Raw genomic sequence first — 14,716 nt, 5'->3', positions numbered from 1 at the left:
GTGAAACAGAACTCCCTGAAAGGATGGTTCAAGAGCGGCGCCCCAGGCGTCTGGATCAGCGGTGGCGCGGTGTCCATCGCGGTCATCATGACCATTGGCCTGCTGGCGGTGATTGCCGTGCGCGGTCTGGGTCACTTCTGGCCGGCGGATCTGATCCACGCCAGCTACGACGTGCCGGGCCAGGCCCAGCACCTTGTGGTCGGCGAAGTGGTGCAGAAAGAAGAAGTGCCCCGCGCCCGTCTGAAGAGCGCCGGTTTGCCGGTGCCGGACGCTGGCCCGGAATTCATGACGCGCGAGCTGATCAAAGTCGGCAACCGTGACCTGAACGGCAACGACTTCACCTGGATCGTCGGCGAGTGGCTGACCAACCAGAAGACGCCGCCGGAGCTGATGGCGATCGAACGTCGCGAGTGGGGCAATTTCTACGGCTACCTGGTCAACGTCAAACAGGACGGCAAGGTCATCGCTGAAGGTGAAGCGGCCTGGCCTGAACTGCAAGCGCGGATCGACCGCGTCAATGGTCTGGCCGCGCAACTGAAATCGCTGGAAAAATCCGACATCGGCGCGATCAACGCAGGGCTGGAGCGCATCCGTCTGCACAGTCGCAAACTGGAGCTTGAAGGTAAGTTCGACGCCGCCGCGCAAGCCGACATGGAATCCGAGCGTGCCGAACTCAATGCCCGCTATCAAGACATCGAAGCGCGTCTGGCTGACCTGCATGCGCAGTTCAACCGCGACGCTTTGACCGCTCGCGATGCCAACGGCAAAGAGATTCAAATCGATCTGGGCAAAGTGGTTCACGCCTACCAGCCGAACGCGATGAGCACTCTGACCAAGGTCGGTTTCTACTTCAGCAAGATCTGGGAGTTCCTGTCGGACGACCCGCGTGAAGCGAACACCGAGGGCGGGATCTTCCCGGCGATTTTCGGCACCGTGATGATGACGCTGATCATGGCGATGATCGTGACTCCGTTCGGCGTGCTGGCGGCGGTGTACCTGCGTGAATACGCCAAGCAGAACACCCTGACGCGGATCATCCGGATCGCGGTGAACAACCTCGCGGGTGTTCCGGCAATCGTTTACGGCGTGTTTGGCCTGGGCTTTTTCGTTTACGTGTTGGGTGGTTCGGTTGACCGCTTGTTCTTCCCGGAAGCGTTGCCGGCACCGACCTTCGGTACGCCGGGTCTGCTCTGGGCTTCGCTGACGCTGGCGCTGCTGGCGGTGCCAGTGGTGATCGTGGCCACTGAAGAAGGTCTGGCGCGGATTCCTCGCACCGTGCGTGAAGGCTCGTTGGCCCTCGGCGCCACCAAGGCTGAAACCTTGTGGAAGATCGTCATCCCGATGGCCAGTCCGGCGATGATGACCGGCATGATCCTCGCGGTGGCCCGTGCCGCCGGTGAAGTGGCGCCGCTGATGCTGGTGGGTGTGGTGAAACTGGCGCCTTCGCTGCCGGTGGATGGCAACTATCCGTACCTGCACCTGGACCAGAAGATCATGCACCTGGGCTTCCATATCTATGACGTCGGCTTCCAGAGCCCGAACGTCGAAGCGGCACGCCCGCTGGTATATGCCACGGCGCTGTTGCTGGTGTTGGTGATCGCGACGTTGAACCTGTCGGCGGTGTATATCCGTAACCACCTGCGTGAAAAATACAAAGCACTGGATAGCTAAAGCCATTAGCCACAAGCGGCAAGCTACAAGCCGCTTTTGCTCAAACTTGCAGCTTGCAGCCAGAAGCTTGCAGCTACGAACGGAGTGAGACCCATGCAGCACGAAACGCATACCCACGGCATTAACATGTCTGCCCTGGGCCGCGACAAGCAGAGCCTGAACCTCGAGCAGGAAACCGTTGCCATCGAAGTGCCGGGCCTGAGCCTGTACTACGGCGAGAAGCAAGCGCTGTTCGACGTCAGTATGAATATTCCGAAACAGCGCGTGACCGCGTTCATCGGCCCGTCCGGCTGCGGCAAATCCACGCTGCTACGGACTTTCAACCGCATGAACGACCTGGTTGACGGCTGCCGTGTCGAAGGCGCGATCAACCTGTACGGCAACAACATCTATCGCAAGGGCGAAGATGTGGCCGAACTGCGTCGTCGCGTCGGCATGGTGTTCCAGAAGCCGAACCCGTTCCCGAAAACCATCTACGAAAACGTGGTTTACGGTCTGCGCATCCAGGGCATCAACAAGAAGCGCATCCTCGACGAAGCCGTTGAGTGGGCCCTCAAAGGCGCGGCGCTGTGGGACGAAGTAAAAGATCGTCTGCACGAGTCGGCACTCGGCCTGTCCGGTGGTCAGCAGCAACGTCTGGTGATCGCTCGCACCATCGCGGTTGAACCGGAAGTCCTGCTGCTCGACGAACCGTGCTCGGCACTCGACCCGATCTCGACGCTGAAAGTCGAAGAGCTGATCTACGAACTGAAGTCCAAGTTCACCATCGTCATCGTGACCCACAACATGCAGCAAGCCGCGCGGGTGTCCGACTACACGGCGTTCATGTACATGGGCAAACTGGTGGAATTTGGCGATACCGATACGCTGTTCACCAATCCGGCCAAGAAGCAGACCGAAGACTACATCACGGGGCGGTATGGCTAGTCGTACAGCTGCAAGCCGCAAGCTTCAGGCGGCAAGAAAGATGCGGTGCGATATCAGGACTTATACATAACTGCTTGAAGCTTGCAGCTTGCAGCTTGAAGCTTGCAACTTTCGCGGAGCGAACAATGATTTCTAAAGAAGGCCTTACCCATCACATTTCCGCGCAGTTCAACGCCGAGCTTGAGGAAGTGCGCAGCCACCTCCTGGCTATGGGCGGGCTGGTCGAGAAGCAGGTCAACGACGCGGTCACGGCATTGATCGAGGCCGACTCCGGCCTGGCTCAGCAGGTGCGCGAGATTGACGACCAGATCAACCAGATGGAACGCAACATCGACGAAGAATGCCTGCGCATTCTGGCCCGTCGTCAGCCGGCGGCGTCCGACCTGCGTCTGATCATCAGCATCTCCAAGTCCGTGATCGACCTGGAACGCATCGGCGACGAAGCTACCAAGATCGCCCGCCGCGCTATCCAGTTGTGCGAAGAAGGCGAAGCCCCGCGCGGTTACGTCGAGGTTCGCCACATCGGCGACCAGGTGCGCAACATGGTCCGCGATGCGTTGGACGCGTTTGCCCGTTTCGACGCCGATCTGGCCTTGTCGGTGGCGCAATACGACAAAATCATCGACCGCGAGTACAAGACCGCCCTGCGTGAACTGGCGACCTACATGATGGAAGACCCGCGCTCTATCTCGCGCGTCTTGAGCATCATCTGGGTGCTGCGTTCGCTGGAGCGCATCGGCGACCACGCGCGCAATATCTCCGAGTTGGTGATCTATCTGGTGCGCGGTACCGACGTGCGCCACATGGGCCTCAAGCGCATGAAGGAAGAAGTTCAGGGCACAAGCGGCGAAACCGCTAATGTTCCGGGCGTTGCTGACGATAAGTAAGATTGCCTGAGAAAAGCGCCCGGCCCTTTGGCCGGGCGTTTTTGTTTCCGGTGCTTTTGAATCAATCGAATTAAAAAGCAGCACCCGCGAACGAAAAGTCCCGGCGTGACTGAAGAGTTTTGGCAATGTGCCATCAGCCAGCGTTATGCTTGCCGGGATTTTAATAGGGGTGTTGGATGAGCAAGATCAGTGTGTTGGTTGTGGACGATGCTTCGTTCATTCGTGACCTGGTGAAAAAGTGCCTGCGTAATTATTTCCCGGGGATCCGCACCGAGGACGCCATCAACGGCAAAAAGGCCCAGGCCATGCTGGCCCGTGAAGCCTTCGACCTGGTTCTGTGCGATTGGGAAATGCCGGAAATGTCGGGTCTGGAACTGCTGACCTGGTGCCGCGAGCAGGACAATCTCAAGACCATGCCGTTTGTCATGGTCACCAGCCGTGGCGACAAGGAAAACGTCGTGCAGGCGATTCAGGCCGGCGTTTCCGGCTATGTCAGCAAGCCGTTCACCAACGAACAACTGCTGACCAAGGTCAAGCAGGCACTGAACAAGGTCGGCAAGCTCGACACCCTGATGAACAGCGCACCGACCAAGATGAACTCGGCATTCGGCAACGACTCCCTGAGTGCCTTGACCGGCGGCAAAGCAGCGGTCATTGGTGGCGGCGCCCCGGCTGCGGCGGCGGTCAATCCGTTTGCCAAGCCTGTCGCCGCAGCGCCTGCGCCTGCGGCGGCCGCGTCGCGTGGCCTGCTCAACAGTCCGCCGGTCAAGGCACCTGCGGCTGTGTCCTCGCCTGCCAGCGGTCGCGGCCAGGGCCAATTGCGCCTGCCGAGCGGCACGCAGCAATGTGTGATCAAGGCCCTGAGCATCAAGGAAGCGCTGCTGGTAGTGAAACGCACCGACACCCTGCCGCAGATCCTCGACAGCGCTGTGCTCGATCTGGAGCAGGGTGACAACGCCGAAATCGCTCGCCTCAATGGCTATCTGCACGCCATCGTTGCGTTTGAGCAGAAACCTGACAGCGAATGGCTGCAACTGACGTTCCGCTTCGTCGACCAGGACGCGCAGAAACTCGACTACATCTCCCGCCTGATCGCCCGCGGCACGGCGCAGAAGCACTTCGTTCCTGGCGCGTGATCTCTATCGCCTGACGGTCCGTCTTCGCAAGCAGGCTCGCTCCCACCTTGGATCGCATTCCAAATGTGGGAGCGAGCCTGCTCGCGAAGGGGCCATCCCTTACGGCGTCCATTTTCCAGACTGGCTAATTTGAAACATCTCTCGACTACCCTGGTCTGTCTCACCTGCTAGGCTCTTTCCCAGGCCTTACTTCGACAGACTCTTGCCCATGCTCGCGCGACTGCTGTTTTTCTGTGGTTTGGTCATGGCCTCCAACCTGGCTGTGGCGATGACAATCTACAAATCCACCGATGCCAACGGCGTGGTCTCTTACAGCGACCGTCCGAGCAAAGGTGCGAAGGTGTTCGTGTTTCAGGACCGAATGGTCGAGCGCCTCGAGCGCCAGGTCTACCTCGACATCAAGAAACAGAAAGGCGCCGACGTGGTATTCGTGCGCAACGACCTGTATGCGCCGGTTGAGATAGCGCTGGCGTTTACCGGGCTGAGCAACGTGCGTGGCGCGCCGACTCAAACCATTCGCCGGGTGCTGCCGGCGCGCAGCAATACGCGGTTGGCGTTGCTCAGAGCGGTGTCCGGCGGCCAGCCACTGGTGTATTCGCCGCAGTTTCACTACTCCCTCGGCGATCCTGCCGGAACGGCGCAGGGCTACCGTTATCCGCTGCCGTGGCGTGGTGGGCCGTTCCGCTTGAGTCAGGGTGCCAACGGCCAATACAGCCACTACGGGCCGAAGAACAAATATGCGATGGACATCGCCATGCCGGTCGGCACGCCGATCATCGCGGCGCGGGCCGGCGTGGTGGTAAAGACCGAGAATTCGCAGAGTGGGCGCGGCAATGATGCGTCCGGCAATTTCGTGCGGGTGCTGCATGACGACGGCACGATGGGCGTGTACCTGCATCTCAAGCAAGGTTCGGTGAGTGTGCGCGAAGGGCAGCGGGTGACGGTGGGCAGTCCGTTGGCGCTGTCGGGCAACACTGGCAACAGCAGTGGCCCGCACCTGCACTTTGTGGTGCAGCGCAACAGCGGCGCGGGGCTGGTCTCGATTCCGTATCAGTTCAACCAGCCGCTGGGGGCGATGCCCAACTTTGCGTTGGGCAAGCAGTAACGCGGTGTCAGACCTGGCGCCTTCGAGAGTAGGCTCGCTCCCACATTTGAAATGCATTTCAGGGTGGGAGCGAGCCTGCTCGCGAAGCGATCGGCGCGGTGCCGGATCCGTCGATCAACCCAGCATCAACACCTTCGCCAGCACAATCTTCGGCCCTTTCATCTTCTTGATGATGATCCGCAAGCCTTCGACTTCCAGCACTTCTTCCTCTTCCGGCACCCGTTTCAGGGTTTCATAAACCAGGCCGGCGAGGGTTTCGGCTTCGATGTGGTCCAGGTCGATTCCCAGCAGGCGTTCAACCTTGAACAACGGCGTGTCGCCGCGCACCAGCAGCTTGCCCGGCTGATAGGCAAGAATGCCGCGTTCAGCCTTGCGGTGTTCGTCCTGAATATCGCCGACCAGCACTTCCAGCACGTCTTCCATGGTCAGGTAGCCGATGATGTTGCCATCAGCCTCCTCGACCACGGCGAAGTGCGAGCCACCCTTGCGGAACTGCTCCAGCAGCTGCGACAGCGGCATGTGCCGCGACACGCGCTCCAGCGGGCGGGTCAGCTCAGCCAGGTTGAACGATTCGGGAATGTGATCCAGCGCCGCCAGTTCCAGCAGCAGATCCTTGATGTGCAGCAGGCCGACGAACTCCTGGCGCTCGCTGTCGTACACCGGATAACGGCTGAACTTGTGGCGACGGAACATCGCCAGAATTTCTTTAAGTGGCGCGTTGAATTCCAGAGTGATCAGGTCTTCGCGGGAGTTGGCCCAGTCGACCACTTCCAGTTCGCCCATCTCCACTGCCGAGGCCAAAACACGCATGCCCTGATCGCTCGGGTCCTGGCCACGGCTGGAGTGCAGGATCAGTTTCAGTTCTTCGCGGCTGTAATGGTGTTCATGGTGCGGGCCGGGTTCACCTTGGCCGGCGATACGCAGAATCGCGTTGGCGCTGGCGTTGAGCAGGTAGATCGCCGGGTACATCGCCCAGTAGAACAGGTACAGCGGCACCGCCGTCCACAGCGACAGCAGTTCGGGTTTGCGGATCGCCCAGGATTTGGGCGCCAGCTCACCGATCACGATGTGCAGATAGGAAATGATGAAAAACGCGGTGAAGAACGACACGCCTTTGATGATCTCCGGCGATTGCACGCCGACCGCGCTCAGCAGCGGTTCGAGAATATGCGCAAACGCGGGCTCACCGACCCAGCCCAGACCAAGCGAGGCGAGGGTGATACCGAGCTGACACGCCGAGAGGTACGCATCGAGCTGGCTGTGTACGGTGCGCAGGATGTGCCCGCGCCAGCCGTTCTTGTCAGCGATGGCCTCGACCCGGGTCGAGCGCAGTTTGACCATGGCGAATTCTGCCGCAACGAAAAAGCCGTTGAGCAAAACCAGGATCAGAGCAAAAAGGATCATGCCGAAATCGGCGAATATTGATGCGAGGGACAAGCCAGGGGAAGGGTCCATGATGGAGTTTTGCGGGTTCCGTGTGATTCAAAAGAGATAAAAGCCGCGCCTGAAAGGCAGGCACAAGTCAGCCAATGTAGCGGCTGACTTGGCGATTGCCTAGTGGCGCGTGCCGGCCGGTATCACTCGGCGGCGCTGATCGCCCGTGCGTAAGCGACCTGAGCCGGGGCGAAATGGCAGGTGAATGTGCTGCCGTGGCCGGGCACGCTGCTGATCTCCATGCGCGCGCGGTGGCGCAACAACACGTGTTTGACGATGGCCAGACCGAGCCCGGTGCCGCCGGTGTTGGAGTTGCGGCTGGAGTCGACACGGTAGAAGCGTTCGGTCAGTCGCGGCAGGTGTTTGCTGTCGATGCCGATCCCCGAATCCTGCACGCTCAGGTGTGCACCTTGATCGTCGCCCCACCAGCGAATGCGGATATTGCCCTCGGCCGGGGTGTACTTCACCGCGTTGAACACCAGATTGGAAAACGCGCTGCGCAGCTCCGCCTCGCTGCCTTTGAGCGACAGGCTGCTGTCGGCCTCCAGAGTAATGCGCTGGTTTTTCGAGCCGGACAATTGCTGCGCGTCGCTCGTGATCGATTGCAACAGCGTGTCGATCTGTATCGGTTGGTTGTCGGACGGGTAATCGGTGGCTTCCAGCTTCGCCAGCAGCAACAAGTCGTTTAGCAGCGTCTGCATGCGCCCGCCCTGTTGTTGCATCTGCTGCAGGGCGCGGCTCCAGCGCGGGTTCACTTCTTCGACGTTGTCGAGCAGGGTTTCCAGATAGCCGCAGATCACCGTCAGCGGCGTGCGCAATTCGTGGGAGACGTTAGCGATGAAGTCTTTGCGCATCTGTTCCAGCTGATGAATGCGCGTGACGTCGCGCACCAGCATCAAGTGTTCATTGTTGCCGTAGCGCGTGAGGTACAGCTGAATGCGCACGCGATCGTTGGTCGGCGAGGGGATTTCCAGCGGCTCTGCGTAAGCGTCCTGCTCGAAGTATTCCTTGAAGCGCGGATGGCGCACCAGGTTGGTCACCGGTTGGCCACTGTCCTGTGGGGTTTTGAGTCCGAGCAGGGTTTCGGCGGCGCGGTTCCACCATTCGAGGTTGCCGTCGCTGTCGAGCATGATGACCGCGTCTTTCAGCGCGGCGGTGGACTCCTGAACCCGGTCGATCACCGCTTGCAGGCGCCCGCGCACTCGTTGGTCGCGGCGTTGCAGGTGATAAATGCTGTCGAACACTTCGCCCCACAGACCGTAGCCATCGGGCGGTGCTTCATCGGGTTGGTGCAGGCGCAACCACTCGTGCAGGCGCAGCAATTGCTTGAGTGTCCAGGCCAGGTAAATGCCCAGACCCGCCGCGAGGCTCCAGCCGTAATAGCCGGTGATCAGGCCTATCACCAGACAGGCGGTGACCAGCAGCAGCATGTGGCGAATCAGGGTGCCATGCCAGTTTTGATTCACGGGGGCGTCCTTAGCCGCAGCTTTAAGTTTCAAGCTGCAAGCTACAAGTCAGAGCGGCTCGCTGTTTCTTGCCGCTTGTAGCTAGAAGCTTGCAGCTGTTTTTATGCTTTTGTGGAAAACCGGTAGCCGGTGCCACGCACGGTTTGTACCAGATTTTCGTAGGCGTCGCCGAGGGCCTTGCGCAGGCGTCGGATGTGCACGTCGACCGTACGCTCTTCAACATAGACGTTGCCGCCCCAGACCTGATCCAGTAACTGGCCGCGAGTGTAGGCGCGTTCCTGGTGGGTCATGAAGAATTGCAGCAGACGGTATTCGGTCGGGCCCATCTCGGCCGGTTTACCGTCGATGGTCACGCGGTGGCTGATCGGGTCGAGCAATAGGCCACCGACTTCGATTGGCGCTTCGCCATCGGTTGGGCCGGCACGGCGCAACACGGCCTTGAGGCGGGCAACCAGCTCGCGTGGGGAAAACGGTTTGGTGATGTAGTCATCGGCGCCGACTTCAAGACCCTGGATCTTGTTGTCCTCTTCGCCCTTGGCGGTGAGCATGATGATCGGGATGTCCCCGGTCAGCTCGTCACGCTTCAAACGTCGGGCCAATTCGATGCCGGAGGTGCCGGGCAGCATCCAGTCGAGCAGGATCAGGTCCGGCTTGCGGTCGACGATGATGGCGTGGGCCTGCTGCGAGTTCTCTGCCTCGAGGCAGTCATAGCCGGCCATTTCCAACGCCACGGCGATCATTTCGCGAATGGGCGCTTCGTCGTCGACGATCAGAATGCTCCTGCCAACCATGCCTTAATCCTCTTGTCATTTAACTGTCTTGCGCCGCATTAGATAACGGAATTATTGCAGTCGTGTGACAGTATTTTAGCTCGGGGGCGAATGTGCAGATCCTCAACTAAGCTTTGAGTCCGAATCCTGACAACCACAAGAGAAGGTTTCCATGACTCAAATGACTGTTTCCTTCAAGGCTTTGCTGATGGCTGCCGCCCTGACTCTGCCTGGACTGGCGATGGCTGCCGATCCGGCCATGATGAAAGACGGCATGATGGTCGACCACAAAGGCATGACGCTTTACACGTTCGACAAGGACGCTGGCGGCAAGTCGATGTGCAACGACGACTGCGCCAAGAACTGGCCACCATTGATGGCGCCGGCGGACGCCAAGGCTGACGGCAAATGGAGTGTCATCAAGCGCGATGACGGCATGATGCAGTACGCCTACGATGGCAAACCGCTGTACACCTTCATGAAGGACGAGAAGCCTGGAGACATGACAGGCGACAAGATGAAAAGCGTCTGGCACGTCGTTCGCGAATCGCAGAAATAACCGCGATTCCCCGTGGGATCGAGCCTGCTCGCGAACGCGTCGTGTCAGTCAGAATATTTGTGAACTGATCCACCGCTATCGAGCTGGCTCACTCCCACTGGGTCTGTGGCTCAACGCAACGCGTAATCCAGCACGATCCCGACAAAAATCGCCAGCCCGGCCCAGTGGTTGTGCAAAAACGCCTGGAAGCAGCGCATCCGGTCCTTGCTGCGGGTGTACCAGAACTCCCACGCATAGCAGCCGGCGGCCACCAGCAGACCGAGTTGAAACCAGGTCCCCAGCTCAAATTTCGACCCGGCCAGTAACAGGCATCCCAGCGACAGCGCCTGCAAGGTCAGGATGATCACCCGATCCGCCTCGCCAAACAGAATCGCCGTGGATTTCACGCCAATCTTGAGGTCGTCATCGCGATCGGTCATCGCGTAATAGGTGTCGTAACCGACCGTCCATAACAGATTGGCGATCCACAGCAGCCACGCCGCCGCTGGCAACTCGCCGGTCTCTGCGGTGAAGGCCATCGGCATCCCCCAGGAAAACGCCGCGCCCAGTACCACTTGCGGGTAATAGGTGTAGCGCTTCATGAACGGATAGGTGAAGGCCAGCGCCAGACCGCCCAGCGACAACCAGATCGTCGGGGCATTGGTACACAACACCAGCAGGAAACTCACCCCCATCAGCAGCGCAAAGAACACCAGCGCCTCTTTTGAGCTGATCCTGCCGGCTGCCAGAGGCCGTTGCGCGGTGCGTTTGACGTGGCCGTCGACCTTGCGATCGGCCCAGTCGTTGATCACGCAGCCACCGGCGCGGGTCAGTACCACACCGAGGACGAAAATCACCACGTTGGCCAGCGACGGCGAACCTTTGCCTGCGATCCACAACGCCCACAAGGTGGGCCACAGCAGCAGATAAATGCCGATCGGCTTGTCCATGCGCGTCAACTGAATGAAATCCCAGGCACGCGGGTTCAAACGGTTCAGGGACTTGAGCAGGCTCTGGTACATCAGCAGTTCTCCGGATGGGCGCGTGCGGCGTCCCACAGGCTCGGCAAGAAGATTTCCGCAACCAGCACGCTCAACGCGCCACGGTCGAAACGCGAACGACGCCCCCACAGCTCGGGCGCCCTGGCGGCTTGCGGCAGCCATTGTTCCGGGTAGTGACAGACTTCGATGGCGCGGCGCTGGAAGGCCTGATCGCAAAACAGCAGTTCGCCCAGCGAGCGGCTGCCCAACTCATCCATGTGCAAACCATCGCCCTGCAATGCACTGCGCGATGCCACGCTGCGGGCGAATACCCACGCTTGGCCATGGCCGCGCAAATACACCTCGCGCACCCAGCCTTCGCTGCCTTCTGCCAGGTCCAGCGCGGCGCATTCATCGTCGCGCAAGGTATCCCAGCCTTCGAACAGCGGCATGACACTGAAGCCATCGTTGGACAGACGGCTCAGGCGACGGGTCAGTGAACCTTCGTCGAACAGCCAGTCCAGGGTCGAAGAGTCGGGGAGGGGCGTCAGTCGGCTTTGGGGCAGCCAGAGCGGGGCCGGGGAGGAATTTGTCTGTTGCACAATGAGTCATTATTGGCCGCAAATGAGGCGGCGAGCTTACCATGGCGAGCATCGACATTGATTGATCCGGGTCGCCGTTGCGCCGAACAGGCTTGCATCTGCCCGGTACCATCAGTACAAAACGCCCTGAGCCGGATGGCAGCGCAACACCCATCGACCATTCGCGCCGGCAAAAGTCTGAATCCTGAGGAAGTACCTGAATGAAGAAGTGGCAATGTGTGGTCTGTGGCCTGATCTATAACGAAGCCGATGGCTGGCCGGATGACGGCATCGCGCCGGGCACCCTGTGGCAGGACGTGCCGGAAGACTGGCTGTGCCCAGACTGCGGCGTTGGCAAGATGGACTTCGAAATGATCGAAATCAACTAAGAAAAACTGAGGAAGTAAGGCATGAGCGCACCAGTCGTAATCATCGGCACCGGGCTTGCGGGCTATAACCTGGCCCGCGAGTTTCGCAAGCTCGACAGCGAAACACCGCTGCTGCTGATTACCGCCGATGACGGTCGCTCCTACTCCAAGCCGATGCTCTCCACCGGTTTCGGCAAGAACAAGGACGCCGATGGCCTGAGCATGGCCGAGCCAGGCGCGATGGCTGAGCAGTTGAAGGCCGAGGTGCGTACGCACACGCGCATCAGCGGCATCGACGCGGGCCACAAGCGCCTGTGGATCGGCGAAGAAGCCGTGGCATATCGCGACCTGATCCTCGCCTGGGGTGCAGAAACCGTACGCGTGCCGATCGAAGGCGACGGCGCTGATCGGGTGTTCCCGATCAATGATCTCGAAGACTACGCACGTTTCCGCGCGGCAGCGGCTGGCAAGCGTCGGGTGCTGGTGCTCGGTGCCGGGCTGATCGGCTGTGAATTCGCTAACGATCTGATCCTCGGTGGCTACGAGGTGCAACTGGTTGCGCCGTGCGAGCAAGTCATGCCGATGCTGCTGCATCCAGCGGCCGCAGCCGCGGTGCAGTCCGGGCTGGAAAGCCTTGGCGCAAAATTCCACCTCGGCCCGGTGCTGACCCGTCTGCACAAGGTCGCCGACGGCCTGGAAGCGCATTTGTCCGACGGTCAGGTCATTCCCTGCGACGTGGTGGTTTCGGCCATTGGCCTGCGCCCTCGCATCGATCTGGCGGCGGCGGCCGGCGTGCAGGTCAATCGCGGTGTCGTGGTTGATCGACAACTGAAAACGTCCCACGCCAATATCTATGCCTTGGGTGACTGCGCAGAGGTCGACGGGCTTAATCTTTTGTACGTGATGCCCCTCATGAGTTGTGCGCGCGCGCTGGCACAAACCCTCGCAGGCAACCCGACGGCGGTGAACTACGGCCCGATGCCGATCACCGTGAAAACTCCGGTCTGCCCATTGGTGGTATCGCCGCCGCCACGGGGTAGCGAAGGGGTTTGGACCGTCGAGGGGCAGGGCGCCGACATCAAGGCCCTGTGCCACGGCGCCGACGGCCAGTTGCTGGGTTATGCCCTGACCGGTGCGGCGGTGATGGAAAAACTCGCCCTGAACAAACAGCTTCCGGCCCTGCTGGCGTAAATACCGGTCGTTCTGTCGGAATCACCCAGCTTTTGCCCCTACAAAGGTCGCGGGGAGACTGGCGCCGCCCGTATCCGCGTGCCATTCTCACTCCCGTCTGCCGCAGCGTAGAGCCTGCGGCGCCTTGGGCGCTGTTCCAACGAGAACAGCACGGACATAACAACAAAAAACCGTCAAAGGGGCTTCACTAATGCGTAAACCAGAACTCGCCGCTGCAATCGCTGAAAAAGCAGATCTGACCAAAGAACAGGCCAACCGCGTGCTCAACGCCGTTCTCGAAGAAATCACCGGCGCTCTGCACCGCAAGGACAGCGTCACGCTGGTGGGCTTCGGCACCTTCCTGCAACGCCACCGCGGCGCCCGTACCGGCAAAAACCCGCAGACCGGTGAGCCGGTGAAAATCAAGGCCAGCAACACTGTTGCATTCAAGCCAGGCAAGTCGTTGAAAGACAGCGTCAATCCTTAATTGCGGCGAACTCCCTGAATAGTGGGGAGAACCGTAGTAGAAAAATGGGCACATCGATTGCGGTCGAGTGCCCATTTTTTGTGGCTGTTTAACGCGCTTACTTGCGTCGGAAGCAAGCCTTGCCGTTGCCGAAGTCTACCGCCAGACAGTTTGGTTCGATGGCCAATTCCAGATCCTGAAACAGGCCGGACAAATCGCTGTTGGAGGCGGCTTTGGTCGCGCTTTTCAGCGTCAGTGTTTCGTTCTCCACCTGCCATGTTCCCTTGGCAAAACCGTCGGCACTGCCATACGAAACACCTGCGTCAAAGGTGCCGTCCTTACGCAATAGCAACTCGGCACCCATTTCCATTGCGCCGTACAGATAGTAATGGCCGTCCAGCGGCGGGGCGTCCGCTGACGCTTGGGTGATGGGCAGCCACATCAGTGCTGCGAAGAATAGTGGTTTCAATTCCATGAGGTAATGCTCCTTAAGCGCTTTCGTGGCGCGTTGAATTTTCCGGTGAAGGTTTCAAATTCCAGCTCAATAAGCAACGAATAACGGCCTTCGTTTTTGCCAGATAGTGGTCCTCTTCATTGACGAATTCCCTGATCGTAGCGTTTTGAGAGACCCTCTTTAGTAGCGTTTGAAGTCGAAATGAAAGGGACGACAGTGGTGAATGGTCGGTGACCGACGGTGGGTAAATGAATGCCTGGAGATTTTGACGCCTTACCAGCCCTCATAGTGAATCCCGAACTTTTCGATGTAGGCTTTGGATGCATCGGTAAGAGGTCGATGTTTATCGCCGGACTTATCAGCGTCAGCTCATAGGGAGTCAGTCGTTTACCAGACTCTGCCACCGTCACATCTTCGATATGCCCATGAATGCCTTCGCCGTTGAAACCGGATCGTAGAAATGCAGGTTGGCTGAGCAGGCTCTCCAGATCGAAATCCGGATGCTCGCTGACCAGTTCGATTCTCACGGAGTAGAGCTGACTGATGGCTTCGGTGCCGTTGAAGGCAAGCACCTTGAAGTCGTGTCGAATAGCGGGGATTTGCAGGGTGAATAGCGAGCAATTGCCTGCATTGAACATACGCTTGTCCTTAAGCAAGTGAGTCGATGCGCGGTGTCCGATCGTCCGTGATGGCCACGCAAAATAATTTGCAAAGCCAAGCTAGCAACGTTGGAAATAAATTGATGTAAGAAGTGTCCCTGAGA

The 14,716-nt window shown here is 59.6% G+C and carries 15 protein-coding genes and 1 pseudogene; 9 read left to right on the top strand and 7 right to left on the bottom strand.

The genetic code is table 11. The annotated features are described in order from the left end of the window. The 5 genes from pstA to AB4P97_RS23245 all read left to right on the top strand — a co-directional run bounded on the left by pstA (position 1) and on the right by AB4P97_RS23245 (position 5,726). On the top strand, positions 1–1,671 hold the full coding sequence (gene pstA / locus AB4P97_RS23265; protein ID WP_042561818.1) for a phosphate ABC transporter permease PstA: 1,671 nt from the start codon (positions 1–3) through the stop codon (positions 1,669–1,671). Positions 1,672–1,764: 93 nt separating this feature from the next. After that, entirely contained in the window at positions 1,765–2,598 is an 834-nt protein-coding gene (pstB, locus tag AB4P97_RS23260) for a phosphate ABC transporter ATP-binding protein PstB (protein ID WP_042561817.1), read from the top strand. A 125-nt stretch (positions 2,599–2,723) separates the two neighbouring features. Next, positions 2,724–3,485, top strand: a complete 762-nt coding sequence (phoU, locus tag AB4P97_RS23255) for a phosphate signaling complex protein PhoU (protein ID WP_042561816.1) — start codon at positions 2,724–2,726, stop codon at positions 3,483–3,485. A gap of 176 nt (positions 3,486–3,661) precedes the next feature. Continuing rightward, a complete protein-coding gene (locus tag AB4P97_RS23250; protein ID WP_042561815.1) occupies positions 3,662–4,621 on the top strand; it encodes a response regulator in 960 nt (319 codons plus the stop codon). A 208-nt stretch (positions 4,622–4,829) separates the two neighbouring features. After that, positions 4,830–5,726: a M23 family metallopeptidase gene (locus AB4P97_RS23245; protein WP_042561814.1), complete on the top strand. Its 897-nt coding sequence runs from the start codon at positions 4,830–4,832 to the stop codon at positions 5,724–5,726. A 114-nt stretch (positions 5,727–5,840) separates the two neighbouring features. On the opposite strand, the gene AB4P97_RS23240 is transcribed toward AB4P97_RS23245, so the two are convergent. The 3 genes from AB4P97_RS23240 to phoB all read right to left on the bottom strand — a co-directional run bounded on the left by AB4P97_RS23240 (position 5,841) and on the right by phoB (position 9,417). Further along, positions 5,841–7,181, bottom strand: a complete 1,341-nt coding sequence (locus AB4P97_RS23240) for a hemolysin family protein (RefSeq protein ID WP_042561813.1) — start codon at positions 7,179–7,181, stop codon at positions 5,841–5,843. Positions 7,182–7,303: 122 nt separating this feature from the next. After that, a complete protein-coding gene (gene phoR / locus AB4P97_RS23235) occupies positions 7,304–8,590 on the bottom strand; it encodes a phosphate regulon sensor histidine kinase PhoR (RefSeq protein ID WP_215729332.1) in 1,287 nt (428 codons plus the stop codon). Positions 8,591–8,727: 137 nt separating this feature from the next. Next, the gene (gene phoB, locus AB4P97_RS23230) at positions 8,728–9,417 is read right to left on the bottom strand and encodes a phosphate regulon transcriptional regulator PhoB (protein WP_007896474.1); all 690 of its coding nucleotides are present in this window, start codon (positions 9,415–9,417) and stop codon (positions 8,728–8,730) included. Between the two features lie 151 nt (positions 9,418–9,568). Between phoB and AB4P97_RS23225 the strand changes: the two genes are divergently transcribed. Further along, the gene (locus AB4P97_RS23225) at positions 9,569–9,955 is read left to right on the top strand and encodes a hypothetical protein (RefSeq protein ID WP_150688302.1); all 387 of its coding nucleotides are present in this window, start codon (positions 9,569–9,571) and stop codon (positions 9,953–9,955) included. Between the two features lie 110 nt (positions 9,956–10,065). On the opposite strand, the gene ubiA is transcribed toward AB4P97_RS23225, so the two are convergent. Both ubiA and AB4P97_RS23215 read right to left on the bottom strand, forming a co-directional pair. After that, positions 10,066–10,956 (bottom strand): 4-hydroxybenzoate octaprenyltransferase, encoded by an 891-nt coding sequence (ubiA, locus tag AB4P97_RS23220; protein ID WP_042561810.1) that lies wholly within the window; start codon positions 10,954–10,956, stop codon positions 10,066–10,068. Beyond that, entirely contained in the window at positions 10,956–11,516 is a 561-nt protein-coding gene (locus AB4P97_RS23215) for a chorismate lyase (RefSeq protein WP_261735507.1), read from the bottom strand. The genes ubiA and AB4P97_RS23215 overlap by 1 nt, the downstream gene beginning before the upstream one ends. 200 nt (positions 11,517–11,716) lie before the next feature. Here AB4P97_RS23215 and AB4P97_RS23210 point away from each other — a divergent pair, with 200 nt between their 5' ends. The 3 genes from AB4P97_RS23210 (at position 11,717) to AB4P97_RS23200 (ending at position 13,520) form a co-directional block, all read left to right on the top strand. Continuing rightward, entirely contained in the window at positions 11,717–11,884 is a 168-nt protein-coding gene (locus AB4P97_RS23210) for a rubredoxin (protein WP_007954349.1), read from the top strand. A gap of 21 nt (positions 11,885–11,905) precedes the next feature. Further along, positions 11,906–13,054: an NAD(P)/FAD-dependent oxidoreductase gene (locus AB4P97_RS23205; RefSeq protein ID WP_042561809.1), complete on the top strand. Its 1,149-nt coding sequence runs from the start codon at positions 11,906–11,908 to the stop codon at positions 13,052–13,054. 190 nt (positions 13,055–13,244) lie between these two features. After that, the gene (locus AB4P97_RS23200; protein WP_003213368.1) at positions 13,245–13,520 is read left to right on the top strand and encodes an HU family DNA-binding protein; all 276 of its coding nucleotides are present in this window, start codon (positions 13,245–13,247) and stop codon (positions 13,518–13,520) included. A gap of 97 nt (positions 13,521–13,617) precedes the next feature. Here the strand turns inward: AB4P97_RS23200 and AB4P97_RS23195 are convergent, their stop codons facing one another. Together AB4P97_RS23195 and AB4P97_RS23190 are read right to left on the bottom strand one after the other, a co-directional pair. Continuing rightward, a complete protein-coding gene (locus AB4P97_RS23195) occupies positions 13,618–13,974 on the bottom strand; it encodes a hypothetical protein (protein WP_042561808.1) in 357 nt (118 codons plus the stop codon). Between the two features lie 335 nt (positions 13,975–14,309). Continuing rightward, positions 14,310–14,591: pseudogene (locus tag AB4P97_RS23190) on the bottom strand (type VI secretion system tip protein VgrG); the annotation flags it as partial. Positions 14,592–14,716 lie beyond the last annotated feature (125 nt).

This window comes from Pseudomonas sp. A1230, from assembly GCF_044218825.1.
In the GTDB taxonomy this organism is placed as follows: Bacteria; Pseudomonadota; Gammaproteobacteria; order Pseudomonadales; family Pseudomonadaceae; genus Aquipseudomonas; species Aquipseudomonas iridis.
This window is presented reverse-complemented; position numbering and strand designations above follow the sequence as displayed.

What these genes read in the sequence shown, in the direction of transcription:
- pstB (WP_042561817.1), top strand. Translation starts at nt 1,765, where the DNA reads ATGCAGCACGAAACGCATACCCACGGCATTAACATGTCTGCCCTGGGC.
- phoU (WP_042561816.1), top strand. Translation starts at nt 2,724, where the DNA reads ATGATTTCTAAAGAAGGCCTTACCCATCACATTTCCGCGCAGTTCAAC.
- AB4P97_RS23250 (WP_042561815.1), top strand. Translation starts at nt 3,662, where the DNA reads ATGAGCAAGATCAGTGTGTTGGTTGTGGACGATGCTTCGTTCATTCGT.
- AB4P97_RS23245 (WP_042561814.1), top strand. Translation starts at nt 4,830, where the DNA reads ATGCTCGCGCGACTGCTGTTTTTCTGTGGTTTGGTCATGGCCTCCAAC.
- AB4P97_RS23240 (WP_042561813.1), bottom strand. Translation starts at nt 7,181, where the DNA reads ATGGACCCTTCCCCTGGCTTGTCCCTCGCATCAATATTCGCCGATTTC.
- phoR (WP_215729332.1), bottom strand. Translation starts at nt 8,590, where the DNA reads ATGCTGCTGCTGGTCACCGCCTGTCTGGTGATAGGCCTGATCACCGGC.
- phoB (WP_007896474.1), bottom strand. Translation starts at nt 9,417, where the DNA reads ATGGTTGGCAGGAGCATTCTGATCGTCGACGACGAAGCGCCCATTCGC.
- AB4P97_RS23225 (WP_150688302.1), top strand. Translation starts at nt 9,569, where the DNA reads ATGACTCAAATGACTGTTTCCTTCAAGGCTTTGCTGATGGCTGCCGCC.
- ubiA (WP_042561810.1), bottom strand. Translation starts at nt 10,956, where the DNA reads ATGTACCAGAGCCTGCTCAAGTCCCTGAACCGTTTGAACCCGCGTGCC.
- AB4P97_RS23210 (WP_007954349.1), top strand. Translation starts at nt 11,717, where the DNA reads ATGAAGAAGTGGCAATGTGTGGTCTGTGGCCTGATCTATAACGAAGCC.
- AB4P97_RS23205 (WP_042561809.1), top strand. Translation starts at nt 11,906, where the DNA reads ATGAGCGCACCAGTCGTAATCATCGGCACCGGGCTTGCGGGCTATAAC.
- AB4P97_RS23200 (WP_003213368.1), top strand. Translation starts at nt 13,245, where the DNA reads ATGCGTAAACCAGAACTCGCCGCTGCAATCGCTGAAAAAGCAGATCTG.
- AB4P97_RS23195 (WP_042561808.1), bottom strand. Translation starts at nt 13,974, where the DNA reads ATGGAATTGAAACCACTATTCTTCGCAGCACTGATGTGGCTGCCCATC.